This is a genomic window from Terrabacter tumescens, assembly GCF_014646815.1.
Classification (GTDB): Bacteria; Actinomycetota; Actinomycetes; order Actinomycetales; family Dermatophilaceae; genus Terrabacter; species Terrabacter tumescens.
Map to the genome: position 1 here is coordinate 317,433 of NZ_BMNZ01000003.1, position 20,166 is coordinate 337,598.

Here is a 20,166-nt window from a genome sequence, read left to right on the forward strand (position 1 = left end):
GGGCGCTCCGCTCGGCTCCCCCGCAGGCCTCCCCAGCAGCTCTCCCCGGGGCGCCGGACCGTCCGGGCCGTGGGTCGCCGTCCCACGGTGGCGCCCGCGACCCATATCCTTGCGGCCATGTCGGAGCGCAACGCATGGGGTCACGGACTGACGACGATCACGGACGACGGGCAGGTGCTCGACACGTGGTTCCCGCAGCCGGCGCTGGGTGAGCGCCCTGCGGAGGCGGCCGTGCCCGAGGGGCTCGACGCGCTCGTCGGCGCCGATGCCGCCCGCCGCGTCCGCACCGAGGTCCGCCTCGTCGAGATCGACCTCGACGCCGCCCCGGCCGACGCACCCGACGCGTACCTGCGTCTTCACCTGCTGTCGCACTGCCTCGTGCAGCCGAACACCATCAACCTCGACGGCGTCTTCGGCGCCCTGCCCAACATCGTGTGGACGAGTGCCGGGGCGTGCGCCGTCGACGGCTTCGAGCAGACCCGGATGCGGCTGCGCGCCCGCGGCCAGCACGTCGCGGTCTACGGCGTCGACAAGTTCCCGCGGATGACCGACTTCGTCGTGCCGCAGGGCGTGCGCATCGCCGACGCCGACCGCGTGCGCCTCGGGGCGCACCTGTCCGCCGGCACCACCGTCATGCACGAGGGCTTCTGCAACTTCAACGCCGGCACGCTGGGCACCTCGATGGTCGAGGGACGCATCGTGCAGGGCGTCGTCGTCGGCGACGGGTCCGACATCGGGGCCGGCGCCTCGATCATGGGCACCCTCTCCGGTGGCGGCACGGAACGCGTCAGCATCGGCGAGCGTTGTCTCGTCGGGGCCAACGGTGGCATCGGCATCGCGCTCGGGGACGACTGCGTCGTCGAGGCCGGGCTCTACGTGACCGCGGGCACCAAGGTGACACTGCCCGACGGCACCGTGGTCAAGGCCAAGGAGCTGTCGGGGTCGAGCAACGTGCTCTTCATCCGCAACAGCGTGAGCGGTGCCGTCGAGGCCCGCGACCGCAAGGGCACCGGCATCACGCTCAACGCCGCGCTCCACGCCAACGACTGACCCGCCACACCCCAGACCGCCCACCACAGACCGCACGCCGCCACCCGGTTCAGACCAGAGCCGGACCACCCGAGGACCCCATGCCGAACCACCGACCGGGCCCGACCCTTGCCGACTCACGGCGCCGAACACCAGCACGTCCTCGGCGGCGCTGGGTGACCGTGCTGCTCGTGCTGGCCGTCGTCGGGACGGCCGGGTGGTTCGGAGCGCGCTTCCTCATCCAGAGCGTCGTCAACCCGCAGTGCACCATCCGGGCCTCCGGCATCACCGAGACCTTCGACCCGGACCAGACGGCCAACGCCGCGCTGATCTCGGCGTTGTCGATCAAGCGCGGGATGCCGCCGCGCGCGGCCACGATCGCCCTGACCACGGCGTTCCAGGAGTCGAAGATCCGCAACCTGCGCTACGGGGACCGTGACTCCCTGGGCCTGTTCCAGCAGCGGCCGAGCCAGGGCTGGGGCACCAAGGAGCAGATCCTGGACCCGGTGCACGCGACGAACGCCTTCTACGACGCCCTCGTGAAGTACAAGGGCTACGAGACGGCCGACATCACCAAGATCGCCCAGCGCGTCCAGAAGAGCGGCTTCCCGGAGGCCTACCGCGACCACGAGGGGCAGGGCCGGGTGCTCGCCTCGACCCTGACCGGCCACTCCCCCGCCGGCCTGACGTGCCGGCTCGACGCCGTGAAGACCAGCGTGTCACCGCAGCGGGTCGCGAGCGACCTCTCGGAGCAGATGGGCGTCACGACGGCCCGCCCCGGGTCGGGCTTCCTGACCGTCACCGCACGCGACACGACGACGGCCTGGGCCGTCGCCCACTGGGCCGTCGCCCGCGCCGAGATGTACGGCGCGAGCAGGGTCAGCGTCGGCGACCGCGCGTGGGGCCGCTCCACGGGCGACGACGGGTGGTCGAGCGGGACCGCCGGCAGGACCGTCACGATCAACCTCGGCTGAGCGACCCGGCATACGCCCCCGGCCTACGACACGGCGCGCGACCCGCACACGCTCCGTCAGCTCAGCCGGACACCCGGTCGAGGTGCTGGAGCAGGTCGTGCGCGGCCAGCTCGATCTCCTTGTGCCGCCACTCGCTCGCCCGGTAGACGCAGGCGATGAGCGCGGTCCGGTGTACCCGGCGCAGGTCGCCGTAGGCGAAGGCATAGCGGGCCTTGGTCCCGTCGTGGGCGCCCTCGGTCAGGCCGAGGTGCCACGCCGCGTAGTCGTCCCACGAGTGGTGCTCGAGGAAGGCGTTCTGGGCCTCGGCGTTCGGTTGGACCTGGCCCCAGTCGCTGTCGAGGACGTACTGGCGCTTGTCGATGAGCTCGCGGCACCGCGCTACCGCTGCGTCGTTGACGAGGTACGTGGCCATCACTCCATCATGCCGATGCCCCCGTCCCTTGCGGGGCGGGGGCATCGGGTGGATCTGCGCTGAGCCGGGCTCAGGCTGTTCAGGCGGGGTAGCTGCGCTCGGCCTCGCCGGTGTAGATCTGGCGCGGCCGGCCGATCTTCGTCTCGGGGTCGGTCATCATCTCGCGCCACTGGGCGATCCAGCCCGGGAGGCGGCCGATGGCGAAGAGGACGGTGAACATCTTCGACTCGAAGCCCATGGCCTTGTAGATGAGGCCGGTGTAGAAGTCGACGTTGGGGTAGAGCCGGCGCTCGACGAAGTAGTCGTCGGCGAGCGCGATCTCCTCGAGGCCCTTGGCGATCTCGAGCAGCGGGTCGTTCTGGCCCAGCTTCTCGAGGATGTCGTCGGCGGCCTTCTTGATGATCGCCGCGCGCGGGTCGTAGTTCTTGTAGACGCGGTGCCCGAAGCCCATGAGGCGGACGCCGTCCTGCTTGTTCTTGACCTTGTCCATGAAGGCCTTGGGGTCCTCGCCCGACTCGTGGAGCTTCCCGAGCATCTCGAGGACGGCCTGGTTGGCGCCACCGTGCAGCGGGCCCGACAGGGCGTGGATGCCCGCCGACACCGAGTTGAAGAGGTTGGCGTGGGCCGAGCCGACGAGGCGCACCGTCGAGGTCGAGCAGTTCTGCTCGTGGTCGGCGTGCAGGATGAAGAGGAGGTCGAGGGCCTTGGCGACGGTCGGGTCGACCTCGTAGGGCTCGACCGGGTAGCCGAACGTCATGCGCAGGAAGTTCTCGACGAACGACAGCGAGTTGTCCGGGTACATGTACGGCTGGCCGACGCTCTTCTTGTGGGCCATGGCCGCGATGGTCGGCAGCTTGGCGAGGAGGCGGACGGTCGAGATCTCGACCTGCTCCTGGTCGAAGGGGTCGAGGCTGTCCTGGTAGAACGTGCCGAGCGCCGAGACCGCCGAGCTGAGGACCGGCATCGGGTGCGCGTCGCGCGGGAAGCCGTTGAAGAAGGCGCGGAGGTCCTCGTGCAGCATCGTGTGCCGGCGGATCGAGTCCTCGAAGCGGGTCAGCTCCTCGGGCGTGGGCAGCTCGCCGTAGATGAGCAGGTAGGAGACCTCGACGAACGTCGACTTCTCGGCCAGCTCGGCGATCGGGTAGCCGCGGTAGCGCAGGATGCCTTCGTCACCGTCGATGTAGGTGATCGCGCTCTTGCACGATGCGGTGTTGACGAACCCGACGTCGTAGGTGACGAGGCCGGTCTCCTTGAGCAAGGACCCGACCCCGAGCCCATCGTTGCCCTCGACGGCATCGACTCCCGGGAACGTGAGTTCCTTGTCTGCGACCTTGAGTGTCGCGTCCACTGCCTTCGTCACTGTTCCTCCGCCTCCTGTCACTCCGGCCCGACGTCGCGGGACGTATCAACGAGCGACGTTACCCCAGCGTCGGGTCCGCTGAGAAAACAGTCCCGCCCCATACCACCGCCCGGATCGCCCGCACAGGGCGCCCTTGCCGGCCGTCAGAGCCGGGAGCAGGCGGCGGCGACGCGCTCGTCGGTGGCCGTGAGCGCGATCCGCACGTGCTGTGTCCCGGCCGCACCGTAGAACGCGCCGGGCGCGACGAGGATCCCACGGTCGGCGAGCTCGGAAACCGTTGTCCAGCAATCCTCCCCGCGGGTCGCCCACAGGTAGAGCCCCGCCTCGGAGTGGTCGACGCGCAGACCCGCGCGGGTGACCGCGGCGAGCAGCTGCTCTCGCCTGCGGGCGTATGCCGCCCGCTGCGTCTGCACGTGGGTGTCGTCGCGCAGGGCGACGGCCATGGCGTGCTGGACGGGTGTGGGCATGATCATGCCGGCGTGCTTGCGCACCTCGAGGATCGTCCCGATGATCGCGGGGTCCCCGGCCACGAACGCCGCCCGGTAGCCGGCGAGGTTGGACTGCTTGGACAGGGAGTAGACCGCGAGCAGTCCCGTGTGGTCGCCGTCGCAGACGTCGGGGTGCAGGATGCTCGGGGTCGAGGTGCCGACGTGCCCCTCGCGCCAGTCGAGCTCGGCGTAGCACTCGTCGCTCGCCACGACGACGTCGTGCTGACGCGCCCACGAGACGACCTTGCGGAGGTGCTCGACCCCGAGAACCTGACCGTTCGGATTGCCGGGACTGTTGAGCCACAACAGTTTCGGCGTCGTGGCAGCGGTCAGCGGGCCGAGACTCGTCAGCGACTGCGCGACGACGGCGGTCGCACCGGCGATGCGCGCCCCGATGTCGTAGGTCGGGTAGGCGACGGCCGGGATGCCGACGACGTCACCCGATCGGAGGCCGAGCAGCGTCGGCAGCCACGCGACGAGCTCCTTGCTGCCGATCGTCGGCAGGACGGCGTCGGCCGTCAGCCCGGCGACACCGCGGCGGCGCTCGAACCACTCACAGATCGCAGCGCGCAGATCGGCGGTGCCCACCGTGAGCGGGTAGCCCGGTGAGTCGGCAGCGTCGGCCAGCGCACGGCGTACGACCTCGGGTGTCGGGTCGACGGGCGTGCCCACCGACAGGTCGACGATGCCCTCCGGATGCGCGACCGCCCGCGCCTTGTAGGGCGCGAGCGAGTCCCAGGGGAAGTCGGGGAGGTCGAGCCCGCGCACGGGCCCGCCGGTCGTCGTCACTCGTCGTGTTCCTGCGGCGGCAGGGCCTCGATGAGCGGGTGGTCCTTGTCGATGACGCCGAGCTTGGCGGCACCACCGGGGCTGCCGAGGTCGTTGAAGAACTCGACGTTGGCGTTGTAGTAGTCGGCCCACTGCTCGGGGACGTCGTCCTCGTAGTAGATCGCCTCGACGGGGCAGACCGGCTCGCACGCACCACAGTCGACGCACTCGTCGGGGTGGATGTAGAGCGACCGCTTGCCCTCGTAGATGCAGTCGACCGGACACTCCTCGATGCAGGCACGGTCCTTCAGGTCGACGCAAGGCTGGGCAATGACGTAGGTCATGGGGAGCGGGCCTCCTGCTGTGGAGCGTTCGAGAGCGGATGCTGCACCACCTAGTATGCCGGACATGAACGGCGACCCCACCGACGGCCCCGCGGATGAGACCGGTTCCGCGAGCAGCACGGACACTCCGGGTCACCGCGTCAGTGCGGGGCTCACCATCGGGAGCCGGGTCGTCGTGCGCTACCGGCTCGGTGAGGGTGCCGAGGCCGGGGCGACCGACTTCCTCGGCGAGCTCATCGCCCGCAACAACGACTTCCTCGTGGTCGACACGAAGACCGAGCGGGTCAAGCTGATCCGCGCCGACGTCATCGCAGCCAAGGACGTGCCGCCCCCGGCGAGCCGCCCGGGCCACGCCCACGAGCGCATCTCCGCCGACGACCTCGAGAAGCTCATGGCCAAGGGTTGGCAGGCGCTCGACCGCGGCGGCCTCGGCGACTGGCTGCTCCGGGCCTCGGAGGGCTTCACGGGGCGCGCCAACTCGGCGCTCGTCGTGGGAGACCCGAGCCTCCCCCTCGACAGGGCCCTCGACTTCGTCGAGAAGTGGTACTCCGACCGTGGCCGCCCGCCCGTCTTCCAGGTGCACGGCGCGCGCGGGTTCACCGCCGAGGAGCACCCCGTCGCGGCAGCCCTGCTCGAGCGCGGGTATGCCGTCGGCGGTGGTCGCGACGACTGGCAGCGGGTGCTCATCATGACCGGCCTGTCCGCCGCGGTCCCGCCCCTCACCGAGGAGTCAGTCCCCGTCACGGCCGACGCCGAGCTAAAGCTGGACTGGCTCATGGCCTACGGCGAGCAGCGCACCATCGTGCCCGGCGCGACGGAGGCTGTGCTCACCGGCAGCGACGGCCAGCTCTTCCTGTCGGTGCGCGACCCGGAGAGCAACCGCATCATCGCCCTGGCGCGCATGGCGATCCACCCCGGCTGGGCCGGCATCTTCGGCCTGTGGGTGCACCCCGAGCACCGCCGCGAGGGACTCGGCACGACCCTCGTCTCCGCCGTGGCGATGGTGGCCCGCGAGAACACCATGCCCGCGATCTACCTCCAGGTGTCGGCCGACAACGCCGACGGCGTGGCCTTCTGGGAGGACCTCGGCTTCAGCGTGCACCACGAGTACACCTACCTGACCCGCCCCTCCGCCTGACTCTCCGGGCTCGGGCGGCGGTCCTGCCCGTGCGGACCGCGCTCAGGGCCGGGTGGCCCTGGGGTTGGTGCAGATGACCTGGTCCTCCGGGAGGTAGTGCGTCGCCACCGGCTCGCTGCGGACGAGCGCGCTCGAGCCGGGGCTGCGCCACTCGCGGGTCACCGTCACGTCGAAGCCGGGGCTGGATGGCTGCGGTTCGCACGTCAGGCTCGCATTGCGGATCGTCTTGGGAGGTGTGACGTTGCGCCGCTCGCCCTTGACGGACGCGATGTCCCAGGTCTTGGTGCTCCACACCCTCCCGTGGAGGACGCCGCCCTCGACCCAGGTCTGCAGGAGCATCCCGTACGGCGTGTCGTTCTTCCACGTGCTGTCGACGGTCGGCCAGTGGACGGCGGCCTCGCGTCCCTCGGGATAGCGCGGGTTGTAGAACGCGTGCGCGGTGGCCCGGACGATGTCGACGCCGGCGAAGTAGGCGAGGTTGTGGACCAGCGTGGCCACCTGGGCGGCCCCGGCGCCGGTCCCCCGCGTCAGGCGACCGTCGACGACGACGGCGCCCTCGGCAGACCCCTTGTCCGCGGTCGGCGCGCCGAGGAGGGCGTTGAGGCTGAAGGTGCCTCCGGCCGGCACGTAGGTGCCGTTGAGGCGCTTGGCAGCACCCACGAGGTTGTTCGTGCGAGCGGGGTCGTCCGTCGGGAACGGCGAGCGGAAGTCGACGACGAGCTCGTTGATGCCGGCCTTCTGGGCGTCCTCGGTCGTGAACGGCGGCTGGGCGGGCGCCGGACTCACGTCCACCGTGCGGTCGGCGCCGGAGATGGCGGCCTCGGCGCGCTTGGCGAGGGCGTCCTCGTCGACGGTGAGCCCGTCGGCCGACGGCACGAGGCGGGGCCTGCCGTTGTTGGGCTCGAACTCCCACCGCGCGCTGGTCGCGGCGCGCGTCGTCACCGGCACCTTGCCGGCCACGAGCCGCGCGAGGGCGGTCTCGTCGAAGTGGAGGGTCAGGTGGCCCGACCCGTCGGGGACCACCGAGACCGTCGGCGCGTACTCCGACGGCCCGAGCAGGACCCGCGTCGTGCCCGACACGAGGGTCAGCGGCCGCGACACGGCCGTGCTGCCGACGTCGGAGGCGAACTGCTCGACCGCGTCGGCGCTCACCTGGGGCGGCGTCTCGCGCAGCACCGCGGTGGCCTGCGTCGAGTCGGGGAAGGCCCGGCGCAGCGCGAGCTTCGTGGCAGGGACGTCGAGCGTGTGCCCCGGGACGGGCATGTCGGCGGCCACGGAGCCGCCCGGGAAGGTCACCCGCCCCTCGACGGGAGCGACCGCGAGCGAGGGCGCGAGCCCGTCGAGGTAGGCGGTCAGCCTGTCGTCGTCGGTGGTCGTCAGCAGCGGTGAGCTGACCGAGCCCGTCAGCCGGTTCCACAGCACCCGGGGGTCGAGCGTCAGGCCCGTCAGCCCCTCGAGCGAGCGGTCGGCGTCGACCCCGAGCCCTGCCTCGCGGGGCAGGACCTCGAGCGGCTCGTCCCGCCCCGGCACGCTCAGCACGATCGGGGTGTCGAGCAGGGTTCGCGAGCCGGCGAGCACGGCCGCCCGGGCGGAGTCCGTCGACATCCCACCCACGCGGATGCCACCGACCGACACCGAGGCCGGGACGTGCTGCGCGGACCAGGCGCACAGGCCCGCGTAGCCGCCCCCGAGCACGATCGCGGCGACGACGAGGCGCACCGCGGTGGAGCGTCGCTCACGCCGCGTGTCGTCGTACCAGTCGTCGGCCATCGGCTCTCCGGGCAGGGGACATCGAGTGGCACGAAGGTAACGCCTGGTGGCGCCCCAGAGCGCGAGGCGGCGCCGTCGGGGCACTCGCCGCAGCACACGGCATACGCCAGCAGTCACCCCGCCCCTCGACGGCTCCCGGCCGTGAAGGTGCGGCCGTGCGTCAGGCCAACAGGCCGGCCTCGCTCGGCTCGACCGCTCCCCCGACCGTCTCCCACGTCAGGGGGTCGACGCGACGGAAGCCCTCGCGTCCCGTCGTCCGGGCGGCGACGAGGTTGGAGAGGGCGTGGACGTCCTCGCTCGCCACGATGACCTGGGTCGCGTGCGCGCGCAGGGCGTCGTTCTGCGTCGCGCGGGCCGCCGCGTCGACCACCGCGTGCGTCACGAGCGCGTCGTCGACGACGGACGGCGGGAACGGGTGGACCAGGTCGGGCACGACGAGGCGCGGCGCCTCGGGCGAGCCGGCTCCGAGGTCCTGCTCGCTCCACCACGTCGACGTGTCGAGCAGTGCGGGGTCCGCGCCGCGCAGCCACTGCCGGTCCTCGCGTGCCCATCCCGCGGGCGTGAGGATCTCGTAGACGCGCGCGGGGCGGTCGGCGGCGTCGAGCAGCTCGAGGGCGCGGCGCGTGACGCGGTGCGTCTGGATGTGGTCGGGGTGGCCGTAGCCGCCGTGCTCGTCGTAGGTGACCACGACGTCTGGGCGCACCTCGCGCACGACGTCGGCGACGAGGGCGCCGGCCACGTCGAGGTCGGCCGCGGCGAAGGCGTGCGCGTGGGACGCGGCCGGCGAGCCCGCCATGCCGGAGTCGCGGTAGAGCGAGAGCCGCCCTGCCGCCTCGTCGGCGCCGAGGACGTGCATCACGGCGCCGATGCGCTCGAGCGCCTGCGTCAGCTCACCGTGGCGGTGCGGGCCGAGCCGGTCGCCGGTGTCCCCCTCGAGGTGCGCGAGACCGGGCGGGATGACCTCGCCCTCCTCCCCGAGGGTGCACGTCAGCACGTGCACCTCGTCGCCGCGCGCGACGTGGTGGGCCATGGCCACGCCGCACGTCAGCGTCTCGTCGTCGGGGTGGGCGTGGACGAAGAGCAGTCGCGACACGGGTGGCACCTCTCGGATCGGCAGGCGGATCGGCAGGCGGATCGGTAGGCGGGATCGGCGGGTCGGGTCAGCGCACCGCGACGGTGGCGAGGTCGACGATGCCGCCGACGGCGTGGTCCTCGTAGGACTTCACGCCGGACCCGTGCAGGTAGAGCGCCTTGGTCGCCGACAGGGCGATGTAGCCGCCCTCGTCGCGCAGCGTCCGGTCGGCCTGCTGCCACACCTTGGCGCGGGCGCGCGGGTCGGGCGTCACGTCCGCCTTGTCGATGAGGGCGTTGACGGCGGGGCTGCTGAAGTAGCCGACGTCCTGGCCGGGGCCCGAGGAGTCGATGTTGATGCGCGAGTCGAAGAGCGCGGGCAGGACCCCGCCGGCGGACGGCCAGTCCGGCGTCCACACGCCGCGGAAGACGTCGAAGGAGGAGACCGAGGTCGGCTTCTCGATGGTCTCGTAGTACTTCTCGGCCGGCACGCTCGTCAGCTGCACGTCGAAGCCGGCGCGCTCCCAGCCCGCGGCCAAGGCGGCGTATGCCTTGTCCCCGAGCACCGACCGCGCGTAGACGACGCGCAGGGGCACCGGCAGCTTGACCCCAGCCTCCTGGAGCGCCCGACGCGCGCCCTCGGGATCGCCCTCGACGCCCGTGCCGGGCGGCGGGGTCACCGACTGCGGGTCGACGGTGGGCGACAGGATCGACCACGTCGGCGTCCCGGCACCCTCGCCGCCGGTGGCGGTGACGTAGGTCGCGCGGTTCGTCGACAGCGCGAGCGCCTTGCGCACCGCGGGGTTGGCCATGACCTTGCTGCGCATGTTGACGGCGAGGTAGTCGACGTTGCCCGTGTAGGGGAACGTCAGCCGGGCCTGCAGGCCCGTGCCCGCCTGGTTGCGCAGGGTCGGGCTCGCCTGGACCCACGAGACGGCATACGCGTCGTCGTCCTGCTGGTTGAGCAGACGCTGGATGACGGACTGCTCACCCAGCCCCGACGTGACCCGGACCTCGTCGGGGTAGGCCCGGCGGATGGGGTCGGTGCGCGGGTCCCAGTGCTCGTTGCGCACGAAGGTACCGCCCTTGCCGACGACCCACGGGTCCTTGAGCCGGTAGGGCCCGCTCGACATCACGGCATACGACGCCTTGTCGCTCGTCGTGTCGGTCGAGGCCTTGCGCGGCGCGAACTCCGGCAGCGCCACGATGTGCGGGAAGTCGGGCTCGGCGTCGCGCAGCCGGAAGGTGATCGTCGACCCCTTGCACGACACGGCCCGCTCGAAGTCCGCGCGATGGGCCGTGTCGCCCGGGCCGGAGTAGACGGGCTTCTCCAGGCCCTCGGGCGTGACCTGCGTCGGCATGTCGAGCAGGAAGCTCGCGTAGTTCGTGCCGCCGACGTGCGTGCGCCGGTCGAAGGTGCGCGCGACGCCGTGGCGCACGTCGTCGCACGTGATCGGCGAGCCGTCCTGCCACTTCACGCCGGGGCGCAACGTGAAGGACCACGTGCGCGCGCCGTCACTCGGGGTGCCGGTGTCGGTCGCGAGGTCGGCCTGGACGTCGCGCTGGTGCGCACCCGTGCCGTATGCCGTGAGGCCGCGGGCGAAGGTGCGCTGGGCGAAGAACGCCTCGGGGCCGACGTACATCAGCTGCGGGTCCCACGTCGCGATGGTCCCCGCGACGAGCACCTGCAGGTCACCACCGCGCTGGGGCTCTCCCGGCGCCGACGGGGCGGTGCCGAGCGCGCCCTGCGTGCTGACGGGGTCGCTCGACCCCGTGCACGCAGCGGCGCCCGCTGCCAGGAGGGCAGCCCCGACCCCGGCAGCGACCGACCTCGTCAGCCCACGCACCACGCCGCGACCTCCGCCCGGCACCGGTCGGTCAGCCCTCGGCCTTCGCCGCCGAACGGGCGCGGGACGCGGTGCGTGCGCGCTCGCCGGCGTCGAGGACGACCTTGCGGATGCGGACGGACTCGGGCGTCACCTCGACGCACTCGTCCTCGCGGCAGAACTCGAGGCTCTGCTCGAGGCTGAGCTTGCGGGGCGGCACGATCTTCTCGAAGTTGTCCGAGGAGGAGGCGCGCACGTTGGTGAGCTTCTTCTCCTTGGTGATGTTGACGTCCATGTCGTCGGCGCGCGAGTTCTCGCCGACGATCATGCCCTCGTAGACCTCGGTGGTCGGGTCGACGAAGAGCGTGCCGCGCTCCTGGAGGTTGACCATCGCGTAGGAGGTGACGACGCCCTTGCGGTCCGAGACCAGCGAGCCGCTCGTGCGGGTCGTGATCGCGCCGAACCACGGCTCGTAGTCCTCGAAGACGTGGTGGGCGATGCCCGTGCCGCGCGTCTCGGTGAGGAACTCGGTGCGGAAGCCGATGAGGCCGCGGCTGGGCACGAGGAACTCCATGCGGATCCAGCCCGTGCCGTGGTTGGTCATCTGCTCCATGCGGCCCTTGCGGGCGGCCATGATCTGCGTGATCGCGCCGAGGAACTCCTCAGGCGTGTCGATGGTGAGGCGCTCGACGGGCTCGTGGACCTTGCCGTCGACCTCGCGCGTGACGACCTGGGGCTTGCCCACGGTCAGCTCGTAGCCCTCGCGGCGCATCTGCTCGACGAGGATGGCGAGGGCCAGCTCGCCTCGGCCCTGGACCTCCCAGGCATCGGGACGCTCGGTGTTGAGGATGCGCAGCGACACGTTGCCGATGAGCTCCTTGTCGAGGCGGTCCTTGACCATGCGGGCCGTGACCTTCGAGCCGCGGACCTGGCCGACCATCGGGCTCGTGTTGGTGCCGATCGTCATCGAGATGGCCGGCTCGTCGACCGTGATGAGCGGGAGCGGGATCGGGTTCTCGGGGTCGGCGAGGGTCTCGCCGATGGTGATGTCGGGGATGCCGGCGACGGCGATGATGTCGCCCGGGCGGGCCTCCTCGGCGGGCTTGCGCTCGAGGGCCTCGGTCATGAGCAGCTCGGTGATCTTGACGCGCTGCTGCGAGCCGTCGTGGCGGCACCACATGACCTGCTGGCCCTTCTTGATCGTGCCGTTGAAGACACGGAGCAGGGCGAGGCGGCCGAGGAAGTTGGACGCGTCGAGGTTGGTGACGTGGGCCTGGAGCGGCGCCTCGTCGTCGTAGGTCGGCGCGGGGATCGTCTCGAGGATCGTCTCGAAGAGGGCCTCGAGGTCCTCGCCCTCGGGCAGGCCACCGTTGTCGGGACGCTCGGTCGAGGCACGGCCGGCCTTGGCCGAGGCGTAGACGATCGGGAAGTCGATCTGCTCCTCGGTGGCGTCGAGGTCCATGAACAGCTCGTAGGCCTCGTCGACGACCTCGGCGATGCGCGAGTCGGGACGGTCGACCTTGTTGATGCAGAGGATGACCGGCATCTTCGCGGCGAGCGCCTTGCGCAGCACGAAGCGGGTCTGGGGCAGCGGGCCCTCGGACGCGTCGACGAGGAGCACGACACCGTCGACCATCGACAGACCGCGCTCGACCTCGCCACCGAAGTCGGCGTGGCCGGGGGTGTCGATGATGTTGATGGTGACGCCGTCGGTCAGACCACGGTCCTGGGCGGCCTTGCCCGTGTAGTGCACCGCGGTGTTCTTCGCGAGGATCGTGATGCCCTTCTCGCGCTCGAGGTCACCGGAGTCCATCGCGCGCTCGTCGACGTGCTGGTGCTCGCCGAACGCGCCGGACTGCCAGAGCATCTTGTCGACGAGGGTGGTCTTGCCGTGGTCGACGTGGGCGACGATGGCGACGTTGCGGATGTCCGCGCGGGTCTTCATGGGCATGAGGGACAGTCTCTCAGGGTTTCGAGGGTGGTTCGGACCACGTCGTCGTGGGTGGTGCTCGGGCTGGTGGTGCGGATGGTTCTGCAGGTGGTCCTGGGGCAGTGGCTCGGCCTCAGGGGCCGTGGTCCGGCTCGGCAGGCCTCCGCAGCACGGTCTCGAGCGCCTCGACGATGGGCAGGTCTGCGGGGAGCCACCCGACCGAGCGCAGCTCGTCGAGCCCCAGCCAGCGCAGCTCGTCGTGGTCCTCGATGGGCTCGGGCGTGCCCTCGACGACCTCGGCGAGCCAGACCAGCATCTCGTACCGGTCGCCCAACGGCCACGTCGAGCCCGGCTGGGGCCCGGGCACGTGCGCGCCGAGCGTCACCCGGACGCCCAGCTCCTCGAGCAGCTCGCGGTGCAGCGCCGACAGCGGCGACTCGCCCTCGTCGACCTTGCCCCCGGGCAGCTCCCACCCGCCGGCGAGCGCGGAGGGCTCGGTGCGACGCGCCGACAGCAGACGGGTCGGGCGCTCGAGGTCGTCGACGACGGCGGCCCCGACGACGAGGCGGACCGGAACGGGCTCAGCGATGCTCATGGCGACGTCGATGGTGCCACACGCACGGCCCGCAGCGGGGCGCTGAGCGGGCCACACGGCATACGACGGCGGTTTACTGGACGTCATGACACGACGACTGACCGACGAGGAGATCGAGCGCCAGCTGGGCGACCTGCCCGACTGGACGCGTGACGGCGACACGATCCGGGCCTCCTTCGAGGCCCCTGCGTTCCTCACCGGGATCGCGCTCGTGGACGAGGTGGCCGCGGCGGCCGAGACGATGGACCACCATCCCGACATCGACATCCGCTGGCGCACGGTCGCCTTCGCGCTGTCGACGCACTCGGAGGGCGGCCTCACCCAGCTCGACGTCGAGCTGGCCCACCAGATCAGCCAGGAGGCGGCCCGCAGGGGCGCCGTGGCGACGACCTGACGCCGGCCGGAGCGACCGCCCGCGTCCGTAACTTAGGATTGCCTCATGCGATCCCACTCACGCTCCGACTCGCGCGCCGAGTCCCGGGAGGGCCATAGTCCGTGGCCGGACCCGGTCCGGCCACCCCTGACCCACCGCTCGCTCACCCGCGTGGTGATCGCATGAGCACCGCCCTGGGCATCGGCGTCGGGGTCCTGCTGATCCTCGCCCTGACGGCGGCGACGGGCTACTTCGTGGCCCAGGAGTTCGCCTACGTCGCGGTCGACCGCAACGCCCTACGCCAGCTCGCAGCCGACGGCGACGCCCCCGCGGAACGCGCCCTGCGCGTCACCTCGCAGCTGTCCTTCACACTCTCGGCCGCGCAGTTCGGGATCACGGTGACCGCCCTCCTCGTGGGCTACGTATCCGAACCACTCGTCGGCGCCGGCATCGCCGAGCTGCTCGACCCCTCGATGTCGTATGCCGCCCGCCTCAGCCTGTCGGTCACCGCGGTCCTCGTCTTCTCGACCGTCGTCCAGATGGTCTTCGGCGAGCTCGCCCCGAAGAACCTCGCCATCGCCCGCACCGTGCCGCTCGCCCGGTCGCTGAGCCGCTCGACCCTCGTCTACCTCAAGCTCGCCGGCCCGGTCGTGCGCCTGTTCGACCGTGCGTCGACGACGCTGCTGCGCAAGGTCGGCATCGAGCCCGTCGAGGAGCTCGAGCAGGGCGCCACGGCCGAGGACCTGACCAGGATCATCGACGAGTCCCATGCCGGGGGCCTGCTCGACGACGACCTCTCCGACGTGCTCGAGGGCGGCCTGCGATTCCGTGAGCTCGACGCCGGGGACGTCATGACGCCCCGCGTGCGGGTCACCACGGTGCACGCCGACGCGACGGTCGCCGACCTCGTCGACCTGCTCGACACCGGATGGTCCCGCTTCCCGGTCACGGGCCGTGACGGCGACGACATCGTCGGGGTCGCCGGCATCGCCGAGGTGCTCTCCACCCCGCCGGAGCGCCGGTCGACCACCCTCGTCGGCTCGGTCGTGTCGGAGGCCACCGTCGTGCCGACGAGCGCACCGCTCCCCCGCGTCCTCGAGCAGATCCGCGCCGACCACCGCCAGCTGGCCGTCGTCGTCGACGAGCACGGCGGCTTCGCCGGCATCGTCACCTTCGAGGACATCGCCGAGGAGGTCGTCGGCGAGATCCTCGACGAGGGCGACGCGCCCGAGCCGGGCGTCGTCGAGACCGCCCCGGACACCTGGCGCGTCCCCGGGCACCTGCGCCTCGACGAGCTCGACACCGCCACCGACCTGCGGCTGGCGAGCAGTGACGAGTACTCCACCATCAGCGGGCTCATCCTCGAGGACCTCGGCCGCACGGCCGTGACCGGTGACGAGGTGCACCTCGAGGCACGCCGCGAGGTCGCGCACGACCGGTTCGGCGAGGACGGGTCCGACTCCGACACAGGCGAACCCGCCGAACCGCGTGACGACCACCACGACCACCACGACCACCACGACCACCACGACCACCACGACCACCACGACCACGAGACCCGTCACCTGCCCGTCTCGGTGCGCCTCACGGTCGAGGCCGTGGAGCGCCACGTCCCGTCGTGGGTGCGGGTCGAGGTGCTCGACCTCATGTCCGACCTCGAGAGCCTCGACGTCGACAACGCTCCCGACGATGCCGCCGGCACCGATGTCACGACGGAGGCCGGCCGATGACCACCGCCCTGCTCGTCTCGCTCCTGCTCCTCGTCCTCAACGCGTTCTTCGTCGCCGCCGAGTTCGCCCTCGTCGCCAGCAAGCGGCACCGGCTCGAGGTGCTCGCCGAGCGCGGCAGCGTCGCAGCCCGGGCCGCCGTCCGCGGCAGCCGTGAGCTCTCGCTCATGCTCGCGGGCGCCCAGCTCGGCATCACTCTGTGCACCCTGGGGCTCGGCTCGCTCGCCAAGCCCGCCGTGGCCGAGCTGCTGACGCCGGTGTTCACCTTCGTGCGCGTCCCCGACGCCGCGGCCTACGTCGTCTCCGTCGTCCTGGCCGTCGGCATCGTCGTCTTCCTGCACATGGTCGTCGGCGAGATGGCGCCCAAGTCGTGGGCCATCGCCCACCCCGAGCGGTCTGCCGTGCTGCTCGCCCTCCCCTTCCGCGGGTTCGCGTGGGTGATGCGTCCCGCGCTCAGCGTGCTGAACGCGATGGCCAACGGGTGCCTGCGCCTCGTCGGCGTCACCGCGCAGGACGAGCTCGGCCAGGTCCACGGGCCCAAGGAGCTGCAGCTGCTCATCGCCAGCTCGAAGGACCACGGCATGCTGGCCGAGCCCGAGCACCGCGTGCTCGCCGGCGCCATCGACCTCGACACGACACCGCTGACCGACGTCGTGGTGCCGCGCGAGCGGTTCGTCTCGGTCGACGCGGCCGCGACCTGCGCCGAGGCGGAGGCCGTCTCGCGCGACACCGGCCGTTCGCGGCTCGTCGTCCTCGAGGGCGACACCCCGTTGGGCATCGTGCACGTGCGGGACATCGTGCGGGCCGTCCCCGGCTCCCCCGTCACGACGGTCACGGCACCTGCCGTCCACGTCGACGAGGGCCTGTCGCTCCTCGATGCGGTGTCGACGATGCGGGCGCAGCACGCGCAGCTCGTCCTCGTCGACGGTCCGTCCGGACCGGTGGGTCTCGTGTCGATGGAGGACCTGCTCGAACGCGTGCTCGGCCGCTTCGACGACGAGACCGACGGGTGACGTCGCGCCGGGAGCCTTCGTCCCTTCGGGCGTGTTTCCGGCGGTGTCTCCGGCGGTGACGCAGATGGTGCGGCGTCCGGTGGGGTGATCACCCCACCGGACGCCGCACCGTCACGCAGCCCATCGGGCCGATCCGTGCAGGGGCGGGTCAGAGCACCTCGACCTTGGACGGTCCGGCGAAGTGGCACGCGACCTCGTGGTCGCCGATCTTCTGCACCAGCGGGATCTCGGTGGTGCACCGCTTGCGCTCGGTGTCGCTGAGCTCCTCGCGGAACCGGGGGCAGCGCGTGTGGAAGACGCAGCCCGACGGCGGGTTGATCGGCGAAGGCAGGTCACCCTTGAGCAGGATGCGCTCGCGCTTGTTCTCCTTGCGCGGGTCCGGGATCGGCACGGCCGAGAGCAGGGCCTGCGTGTAGGGGTGGAGCGGGTTGGAGTAGAGCTCGTCGCGGTCGGCGACCTCCATGAACTTGCCGAGGTACATCACCGCCACGCGGTCGCTGATGTGGCGGATCACCGACAAATCGTGGGCCACGAAGACGTAGGTGAGGTCGTACTCGGCCTGGAGGTCCTCGAGCAGGTTGACCACCTGGGCCTGGATCGACACGTCGAGGGCCGACACGGGCTCGTCGCACACGATGAGCTTCGGGCGCAGCGCCACGGCGCGCGCGATGCCGATGCGCTGGCGCTGGCCGCCCGAGAACTCGTGCGGGTAGCGGTTGTAGTGCTCCGGGTTGAGGCCCACGCGCTCCATGAGGCTCTGCACCTCGGCCTTGACGCCACCCTTCGGTGTGATCCCCTGGATGTCGAACGGCGCGGCGACGATGGTGCCGATGGTCTGGCGCGGGTTGAGCGAGCCGTAGGGGTCCTGGAAGACCATCTGCATCTCGGTGCGCAGCTTGCGCAGGTCATTGCCATGGGCGCCCGTGATGTCGCGGCCGTTGTAGTGGATCGAGCCACCCGTCGGCTCGAGCAGCTGCAGCATCGTGCGGCCGGCCGTGGACTTGCCGCAGCCGGACTCCCCGACGAGGCCGAGGGTCTCTCCGCGGCGGACCGTGAACGAGATGCCGTCCACGGCCTTCACCGGATCGGACGCCCGGCGGATGATGCCGGAGGTGCGCGTCGGGAAGTGCTTCTGGAGGTCCTTGACCTCGAGGATCACGTCGGACTCAGGGTGGGTGGTGGTCACGATGAGGGCGTCCTAATCTCCGTGTCAAAGATCGCCTTGCGCTTCGGCGCCGGGATGAGGCACCGCACGGGGTGCCAGTCCTGCACGTCGAACTCGGGAACGATGGTCGAACAGCCGAGGTTCTCGTCGTCGCGGTAGGCACAGCGGGGGTGGAAGGCACAGCCGGAGGGAGGGCTGATGAGCGACGGGGGGTTGCCGGGGATGGGCTGAAGGCGCTCGAGGCGCTCCCGGTCGATGCGGGGCATCGACTGCAGCAGACCCCAGGTGTAGGGATGCTCGGCCGAGTAGAAGGTCTGGTCGGCCGTGCCGCCCTCGACCGCCTTGCCGCCGTACATGACCATGATCTTGTCGGCCATCTCGGCCACCACCCCGAGGTCGTGGGTGATGATGATGATCGCCGAGTTCATCTCCTTCTGGAGGTCCATGAGCAGGTCCAGGATCTGGGCCTGCACCGTGACGTCGAGCGCCGTCGTCGGCTCGTCGGCGATGACGAGGCGCGGGTTGTTGACCAGGGCCATGGCGATCATCGCGCGCTGACGCATGCCGCCCGAGAACTCGTGGGGATACTGGTCGATGCGCTTCTGGGGGTTGGGGATGCCGACCCGCTCGAGCATGTCGATGACGTGCGCACGCGCCGCCGACTTGGAGGTCTTGCCGTGGTGGATCTTGTAGGCCTCGACGATCTGGTTGCCCACCGTGTAGTACGGGTGCAGGGCCGAGAGCGGGTCCTGGAAGATCATCGCGATGTCGCGGCCGCGCATGACCCGCAGCTCCTCGTCCTCGAGCTTGAGCAGGTCCCTGCCCTCGAAGCCGATGCTGCCCTCGACCTTCGCCCGGGTGCCGCGGTGCAGGCCCATGATGGCCTGGCTCGTGACGGACTTGCCCGAGCCGGACTCGCCCACGATTCCGAGCGTCTCGCCGGCGTTGAGGTCGAAGGTGAGTCCGTCGACGGCCTTGACGAGTCCGTCCTCGGTCGGGAAGGTCACCTTGAGGTCGCGTACGGAGAGCAGTGCCTCGCTCGTCCCCTCGGTGGGCACCCAGGTGCTCATGCGTTGTCCAATCCTTGATGGTGCAGCGGCCGGGTCCAGGTCAGCTGTACTTCACGCGCGGGTCGATGACCGCGTACAGCACGTCGACCACGATGTTGGCGGTGATGACGAACGTCGCGGCCACGAGCACGATGCCGACCGTGACCGGGAGGTCGTAGGTCGTGGCCGCCATGACCGCGGTCCGACCGAGTCCGTCGTAGTTGAACACCTGCTCGGTGATGATGGTGCCACCCAGCAGGCCACCGAGGTCCAGACCCGCGACCGTGGCGATCGGCGTCAACGCGCCTCGGAGCGTGTGCTTGAAGAGGATCCGTCCGGACTTCAGGCCCTTGGCCTGGGCGGTCCGGAGGTAGTCCTCGCCCTTGGCCTCGAGCACGAAGGCGCGGGTGAGGCGGATGTAGCCCGCGATGTAGACGAGCGCGAGCGTCAAGGCGGGCAGCAGGAGCCCCTGCAGCCACAAGCCGACGCCGCCGTCGGCGATCGAGGTGTAGGCCGGGACCGGGACGATGCCCCACTTGAGCGCGAGGAAGACGTAGAGCCCGAGTCCGATGAAGAACGTGGGGAAGGCATAGAACACCAGGGCGCTGCCGACGATGGCGCGGTCGACCAGTGTCCCCTTCCGCAGCGCGGCCACGATGCCGAGTCCGACGCCGGCGATCATCCACATGATGAAGGCCGCGATGGCCAGCGAGGCCGAGACCGGAAGCTTCTCGACGATGATGTCGCGGACAGGTCGGCTCGACTGCGGCGAGTAGCCCAAGCACGGGGCCGGGCAGTCGGCGATCGTCTCGGGGGCGGACTTCTTCAGCGCGGGGTCCTTCGGGAACTCGCTCCCGACGAAGATGCCCTTGGTGAAGTCCACCCAGTAGGACAGGACCGGCTGGTCGTAGCCGAGCGCCTTGCGGTTCTGCTCGAGGAGCTCCGGAGTGCAGTTCTTCCCGCACGTGTAGCGCGCCGGGTCGACGGGACTGGCGAAGAACAGCACCATCGTGACGAGCGACATGGCCAGGATCATGACCATGCCCGCAGCCACTCTGCGGACGATGTACGCGAACATGTGCGAGGTCGCCCCCCGAAGGGGGCTCGTCCTTCCGGTAGTAAGGGTGAGGCGAG

At 71.0% G+C, this 20,166-nt stretch carries 18 protein-coding genes; 6 read left to right on the plus strand and 12 right to left on the minus strand.

The annotated features are described in order from the left end of the window. Nucleotides 1-117 precede the first annotated feature (117 nt). Both dapD and IEY30_RS08845 read left to right on the plus strand, forming a co-directional pair. A complete protein-coding gene (gene dapD, locus IEY30_RS08840; RefSeq protein ID WP_030194457.1) occupies nt 118-1,050 on the plus strand; it encodes a 2,3,4,5-tetrahydropyridine-2,6-dicarboxylate N-succinyltransferase in 933 nt (310 codons plus the stop codon). Between the two features lie 80 nt (nt 1,051-1,130). Continuing rightward, nucleotides 1,131-2,003: a hypothetical protein gene (locus tag IEY30_RS08845; protein WP_444545794.1), complete on the plus strand. Its 873-nt coding sequence runs from the start codon at nt 1,131-1,133 to the stop codon at nt 2,001-2,003. Between the two features lie 61 nt (nt 2,004-2,064). On the opposite strand, the gene IEY30_RS08850 is transcribed toward IEY30_RS08845, so the two are convergent. From IEY30_RS08850 to fdxA, 4 genes are all read right to left on the minus strand, one after another. Beyond that, nucleotides 2,065-2,415 (minus strand): hypothetical protein, encoded by a 351-nt coding sequence (locus IEY30_RS08850; RefSeq protein ID WP_030194450.1) that lies wholly within the window; start codon nt 2,413-2,415, stop codon nt 2,065-2,067. A 79-nt stretch (nt 2,416-2,494) separates the two neighbouring features. Further along, nucleotides 2,495-3,775 carry a citrate synthase gene (locus IEY30_RS08855; RefSeq protein WP_081920343.1) on the minus strand — a complete coding sequence of 427 codons (1,281 nt, stop codon included), beginning with the start codon at nt 3,773-3,775 and terminating at the stop codon, nt 2,495-2,497. 143 nt (nt 3,776-3,918) lie between these two features. Then, the gene (gene dapC / locus IEY30_RS08860) at nt 3,919-5,052 is read right to left on the minus strand and encodes a succinyldiaminopimelate transaminase (protein ID WP_052358325.1); all 1,134 of its coding nucleotides are present in this window, start codon (nt 5,050-5,052) and stop codon (nt 3,919-3,921) included. Continuing rightward, on the minus strand, nt 5,049-5,375 hold the full coding sequence (fdxA, locus tag IEY30_RS08865) for a ferredoxin (RefSeq protein WP_020143133.1): 327 nt from the start codon (nt 5,373-5,375) through the stop codon (nt 5,049-5,051). Before fdxA ends, dapC begins: the two co-directional genes overlap by 4 nt. Before the next feature lie 64 nt (nt 5,376-5,439). On the opposite strand from fdxA, the gene IEY30_RS08870 reads away from it, so the two are divergent. Next, nucleotides 5,440-6,513 carry a GNAT family N-acetyltransferase gene (locus IEY30_RS08870; RefSeq protein ID WP_229674913.1) on the plus strand — a complete coding sequence of 358 codons (1,074 nt, stop codon included), beginning with the start codon at nt 5,440-5,442 and terminating at the stop codon, nt 6,511-6,513. A gap of 42 nt (nt 6,514-6,555) precedes the next feature. Here the strand turns inward: IEY30_RS08870 and IEY30_RS08875 are convergent, their stop codons facing one another. From IEY30_RS08875 to IEY30_RS08895, 5 genes are all read right to left on the minus strand, one after another. Next, the gene (locus tag IEY30_RS08875; RefSeq protein WP_030194440.1) at nt 6,556-8,283 is read right to left on the minus strand and encodes a VanW family protein; all 1,728 of its coding nucleotides are present in this window, start codon (nt 8,281-8,283) and stop codon (nt 6,556-6,558) included. 160 nt (nt 8,284-8,443) lie between these two features. Further along, nucleotides 8,444-9,376 (minus strand): N-acetyl-1-D-myo-inositol-2-amino-2-deoxy-alpha-D-glucopyranoside deacetylase, encoded by a 933-nt coding sequence (gene mshB / locus IEY30_RS08880; protein ID WP_043416072.1) that lies wholly within the window; start codon nt 9,374-9,376, stop codon nt 8,444-8,446. Nucleotides 9,377-9,443: 67 nt separating this feature from the next. Then, nucleotides 9,444-11,204, minus strand: a complete 1,761-nt coding sequence (locus tag IEY30_RS08885) for an ABC transporter substrate-binding protein (RefSeq protein WP_188960120.1) — start codon at nt 11,202-11,204, stop codon at nt 9,444-9,446. 28 nt (nt 11,205-11,232) lie between these two features. Continuing rightward, on the minus strand, nt 11,233-13,131 hold the full coding sequence (gene typA, locus IEY30_RS08890; RefSeq protein ID WP_030194434.1) for a translational GTPase TypA: 1,899 nt from the start codon (nt 13,129-13,131) through the stop codon (nt 11,233-11,235). 112 nt (nt 13,132-13,243) lie between these two features. Then, nucleotides 13,244-13,705, minus strand: coding sequence for a (deoxy)nucleoside triphosphate pyrophosphohydrolase (locus IEY30_RS08895; RefSeq protein WP_043416069.1), 462 nt, complete (start codon nt 13,703-13,705; stop codon nt 13,244-13,246). 85 nt (nt 13,706-13,790) lie between these two features. Here IEY30_RS08895 and IEY30_RS08900 point away from each other — a divergent pair, with 85 nt between their 5' ends. The 3 genes from IEY30_RS08900 to IEY30_RS08910 all read left to right on the plus strand — a co-directional run bounded on the left by IEY30_RS08900 (nt 13,791) and on the right by IEY30_RS08910 (nt 16,818). Beyond that, entirely contained in the window at nt 13,791-14,099 is a 309-nt protein-coding gene (locus IEY30_RS08900) for a 4a-hydroxytetrahydrobiopterin dehydratase (RefSeq protein WP_030194430.1), read from the plus strand. A gap of 161 nt (nt 14,100-14,260) precedes the next feature. Continuing rightward, a complete protein-coding gene (locus tag IEY30_RS08905) occupies nt 14,261-15,808 on the plus strand; it encodes a hemolysin family protein (protein WP_081920342.1) in 1,548 nt (515 codons plus the stop codon). Next, nucleotides 15,805-16,818 carry a hemolysin family protein gene (locus IEY30_RS08910; protein WP_030194424.1) on the plus strand — a complete coding sequence of 338 codons (1,014 nt, stop codon included), beginning with the start codon at nt 15,805-15,807 and terminating at the stop codon, nt 16,816-16,818. Before IEY30_RS08905 ends, IEY30_RS08910 begins: the two co-directional genes overlap by 4 nt. A 148-nt stretch (nt 16,819-16,966) precedes the next feature. On the opposite strand, the gene IEY30_RS08915 is transcribed toward IEY30_RS08910, so the two are convergent. From IEY30_RS08915 to IEY30_RS08925, 3 genes are read right to left on the minus strand one after another with little or no spacing between them, the layout of a single operon-like run. Further along, on the minus strand, nt 16,967-18,004 hold the full coding sequence (locus IEY30_RS08915; protein ID WP_043416066.1) for an ABC transporter ATP-binding protein: 1,038 nt from the start codon (nt 18,002-18,004) through the stop codon (nt 16,967-16,969). Further along, the gene (locus IEY30_RS08920; RefSeq protein ID WP_043416064.1) at nt 18,001-19,053 is read right to left on the minus strand and encodes an ABC transporter ATP-binding protein; all 1,053 of its coding nucleotides are present in this window, start codon (nt 19,051-19,053) and stop codon (nt 18,001-18,003) included. The genes IEY30_RS08915 and IEY30_RS08920 overlap by 4 nt, the downstream gene beginning before the upstream one ends. Before the next feature lie 40 nt (nt 19,054-19,093). Next, nucleotides 19,094-20,110 (minus strand): ABC transporter permease, encoded by a 1,017-nt coding sequence (locus tag IEY30_RS08925; protein ID WP_030194415.1) that lies wholly within the window; start codon nt 20,108-20,110, stop codon nt 19,094-19,096. Nucleotides 20,111-20,166: the final 56 nt, after the last annotated feature.

Excerpts from the sequence above, each read along its gene's own strand:
- dapD (WP_030194457.1), top strand. The coding sequence starts at position 118 with ATGTCGGAGCGCAACGCATGGGGTCACGGACTGACGACGATCACGGAC.
- IEY30_RS08845 (WP_444545794.1), top strand. The coding sequence starts at position 1,131 with ATGCCGAACCACCGACCGGGCCCGACCCTTGCCGACTCACGGCGCCGA.
- IEY30_RS08850 (WP_030194450.1), bottom strand. The coding sequence starts at position 2,415 with ATGGCCACGTACCTCGTCAACGACGCAGCGGTAGCGCGGTGCCGCGAG.
- fdxA (WP_020143133.1), bottom strand. The coding sequence starts at position 5,375 with ATGACCTACGTCATTGCCCAGCCTTGCGTCGACCTGAAGGACCGTGCC.
- IEY30_RS08870 (WP_229674913.1), top strand. The coding sequence starts at position 5,440 with ATGAACGGCGACCCCACCGACGGCCCCGCGGATGAGACCGGTTCCGCG.
- IEY30_RS08875 (WP_030194440.1), bottom strand. The coding sequence starts at position 8,283 with ATGGCCGACGACTGGTACGACGACACGCGGCGTGAGCGACGCTCCACC.
- typA (WP_030194434.1), bottom strand. The coding sequence starts at position 13,131 with ATGCCCATGAAGACCCGCGCGGACATCCGCAACGTCGCCATCGTCGCC.
- IEY30_RS08895 (WP_043416069.1), bottom strand. The coding sequence starts at position 13,705 with ATGAGCATCGCTGAGCCCGTTCCGGTCCGCCTCGTCGTCGGGGCCGCC.
- IEY30_RS08900 (WP_030194430.1), top strand. The coding sequence starts at position 13,791 with ATGACACGACGACTGACCGACGAGGAGATCGAGCGCCAGCTGGGCGAC.
- IEY30_RS08905 (WP_081920342.1), top strand. The coding sequence starts at position 14,261 with ATGAGCACCGCCCTGGGCATCGGCGTCGGGGTCCTGCTGATCCTCGCC.
- IEY30_RS08910 (WP_030194424.1), top strand. The coding sequence starts at position 15,805 with ATGACCACCGCCCTGCTCGTCTCGCTCCTGCTCCTCGTCCTCAACGCG.
- IEY30_RS08920 (WP_043416064.1), bottom strand. The coding sequence starts at position 19,053 with ATGAGCACCTGGGTGCCCACCGAGGGGACGAGCGAGGCACTGCTCTCC.
- IEY30_RS08925 (WP_030194415.1), bottom strand. The coding sequence starts at position 20,110 with ATGTTCGCGTACATCGTCCGCAGAGTGGCTGCGGGCATGGTCATGATC.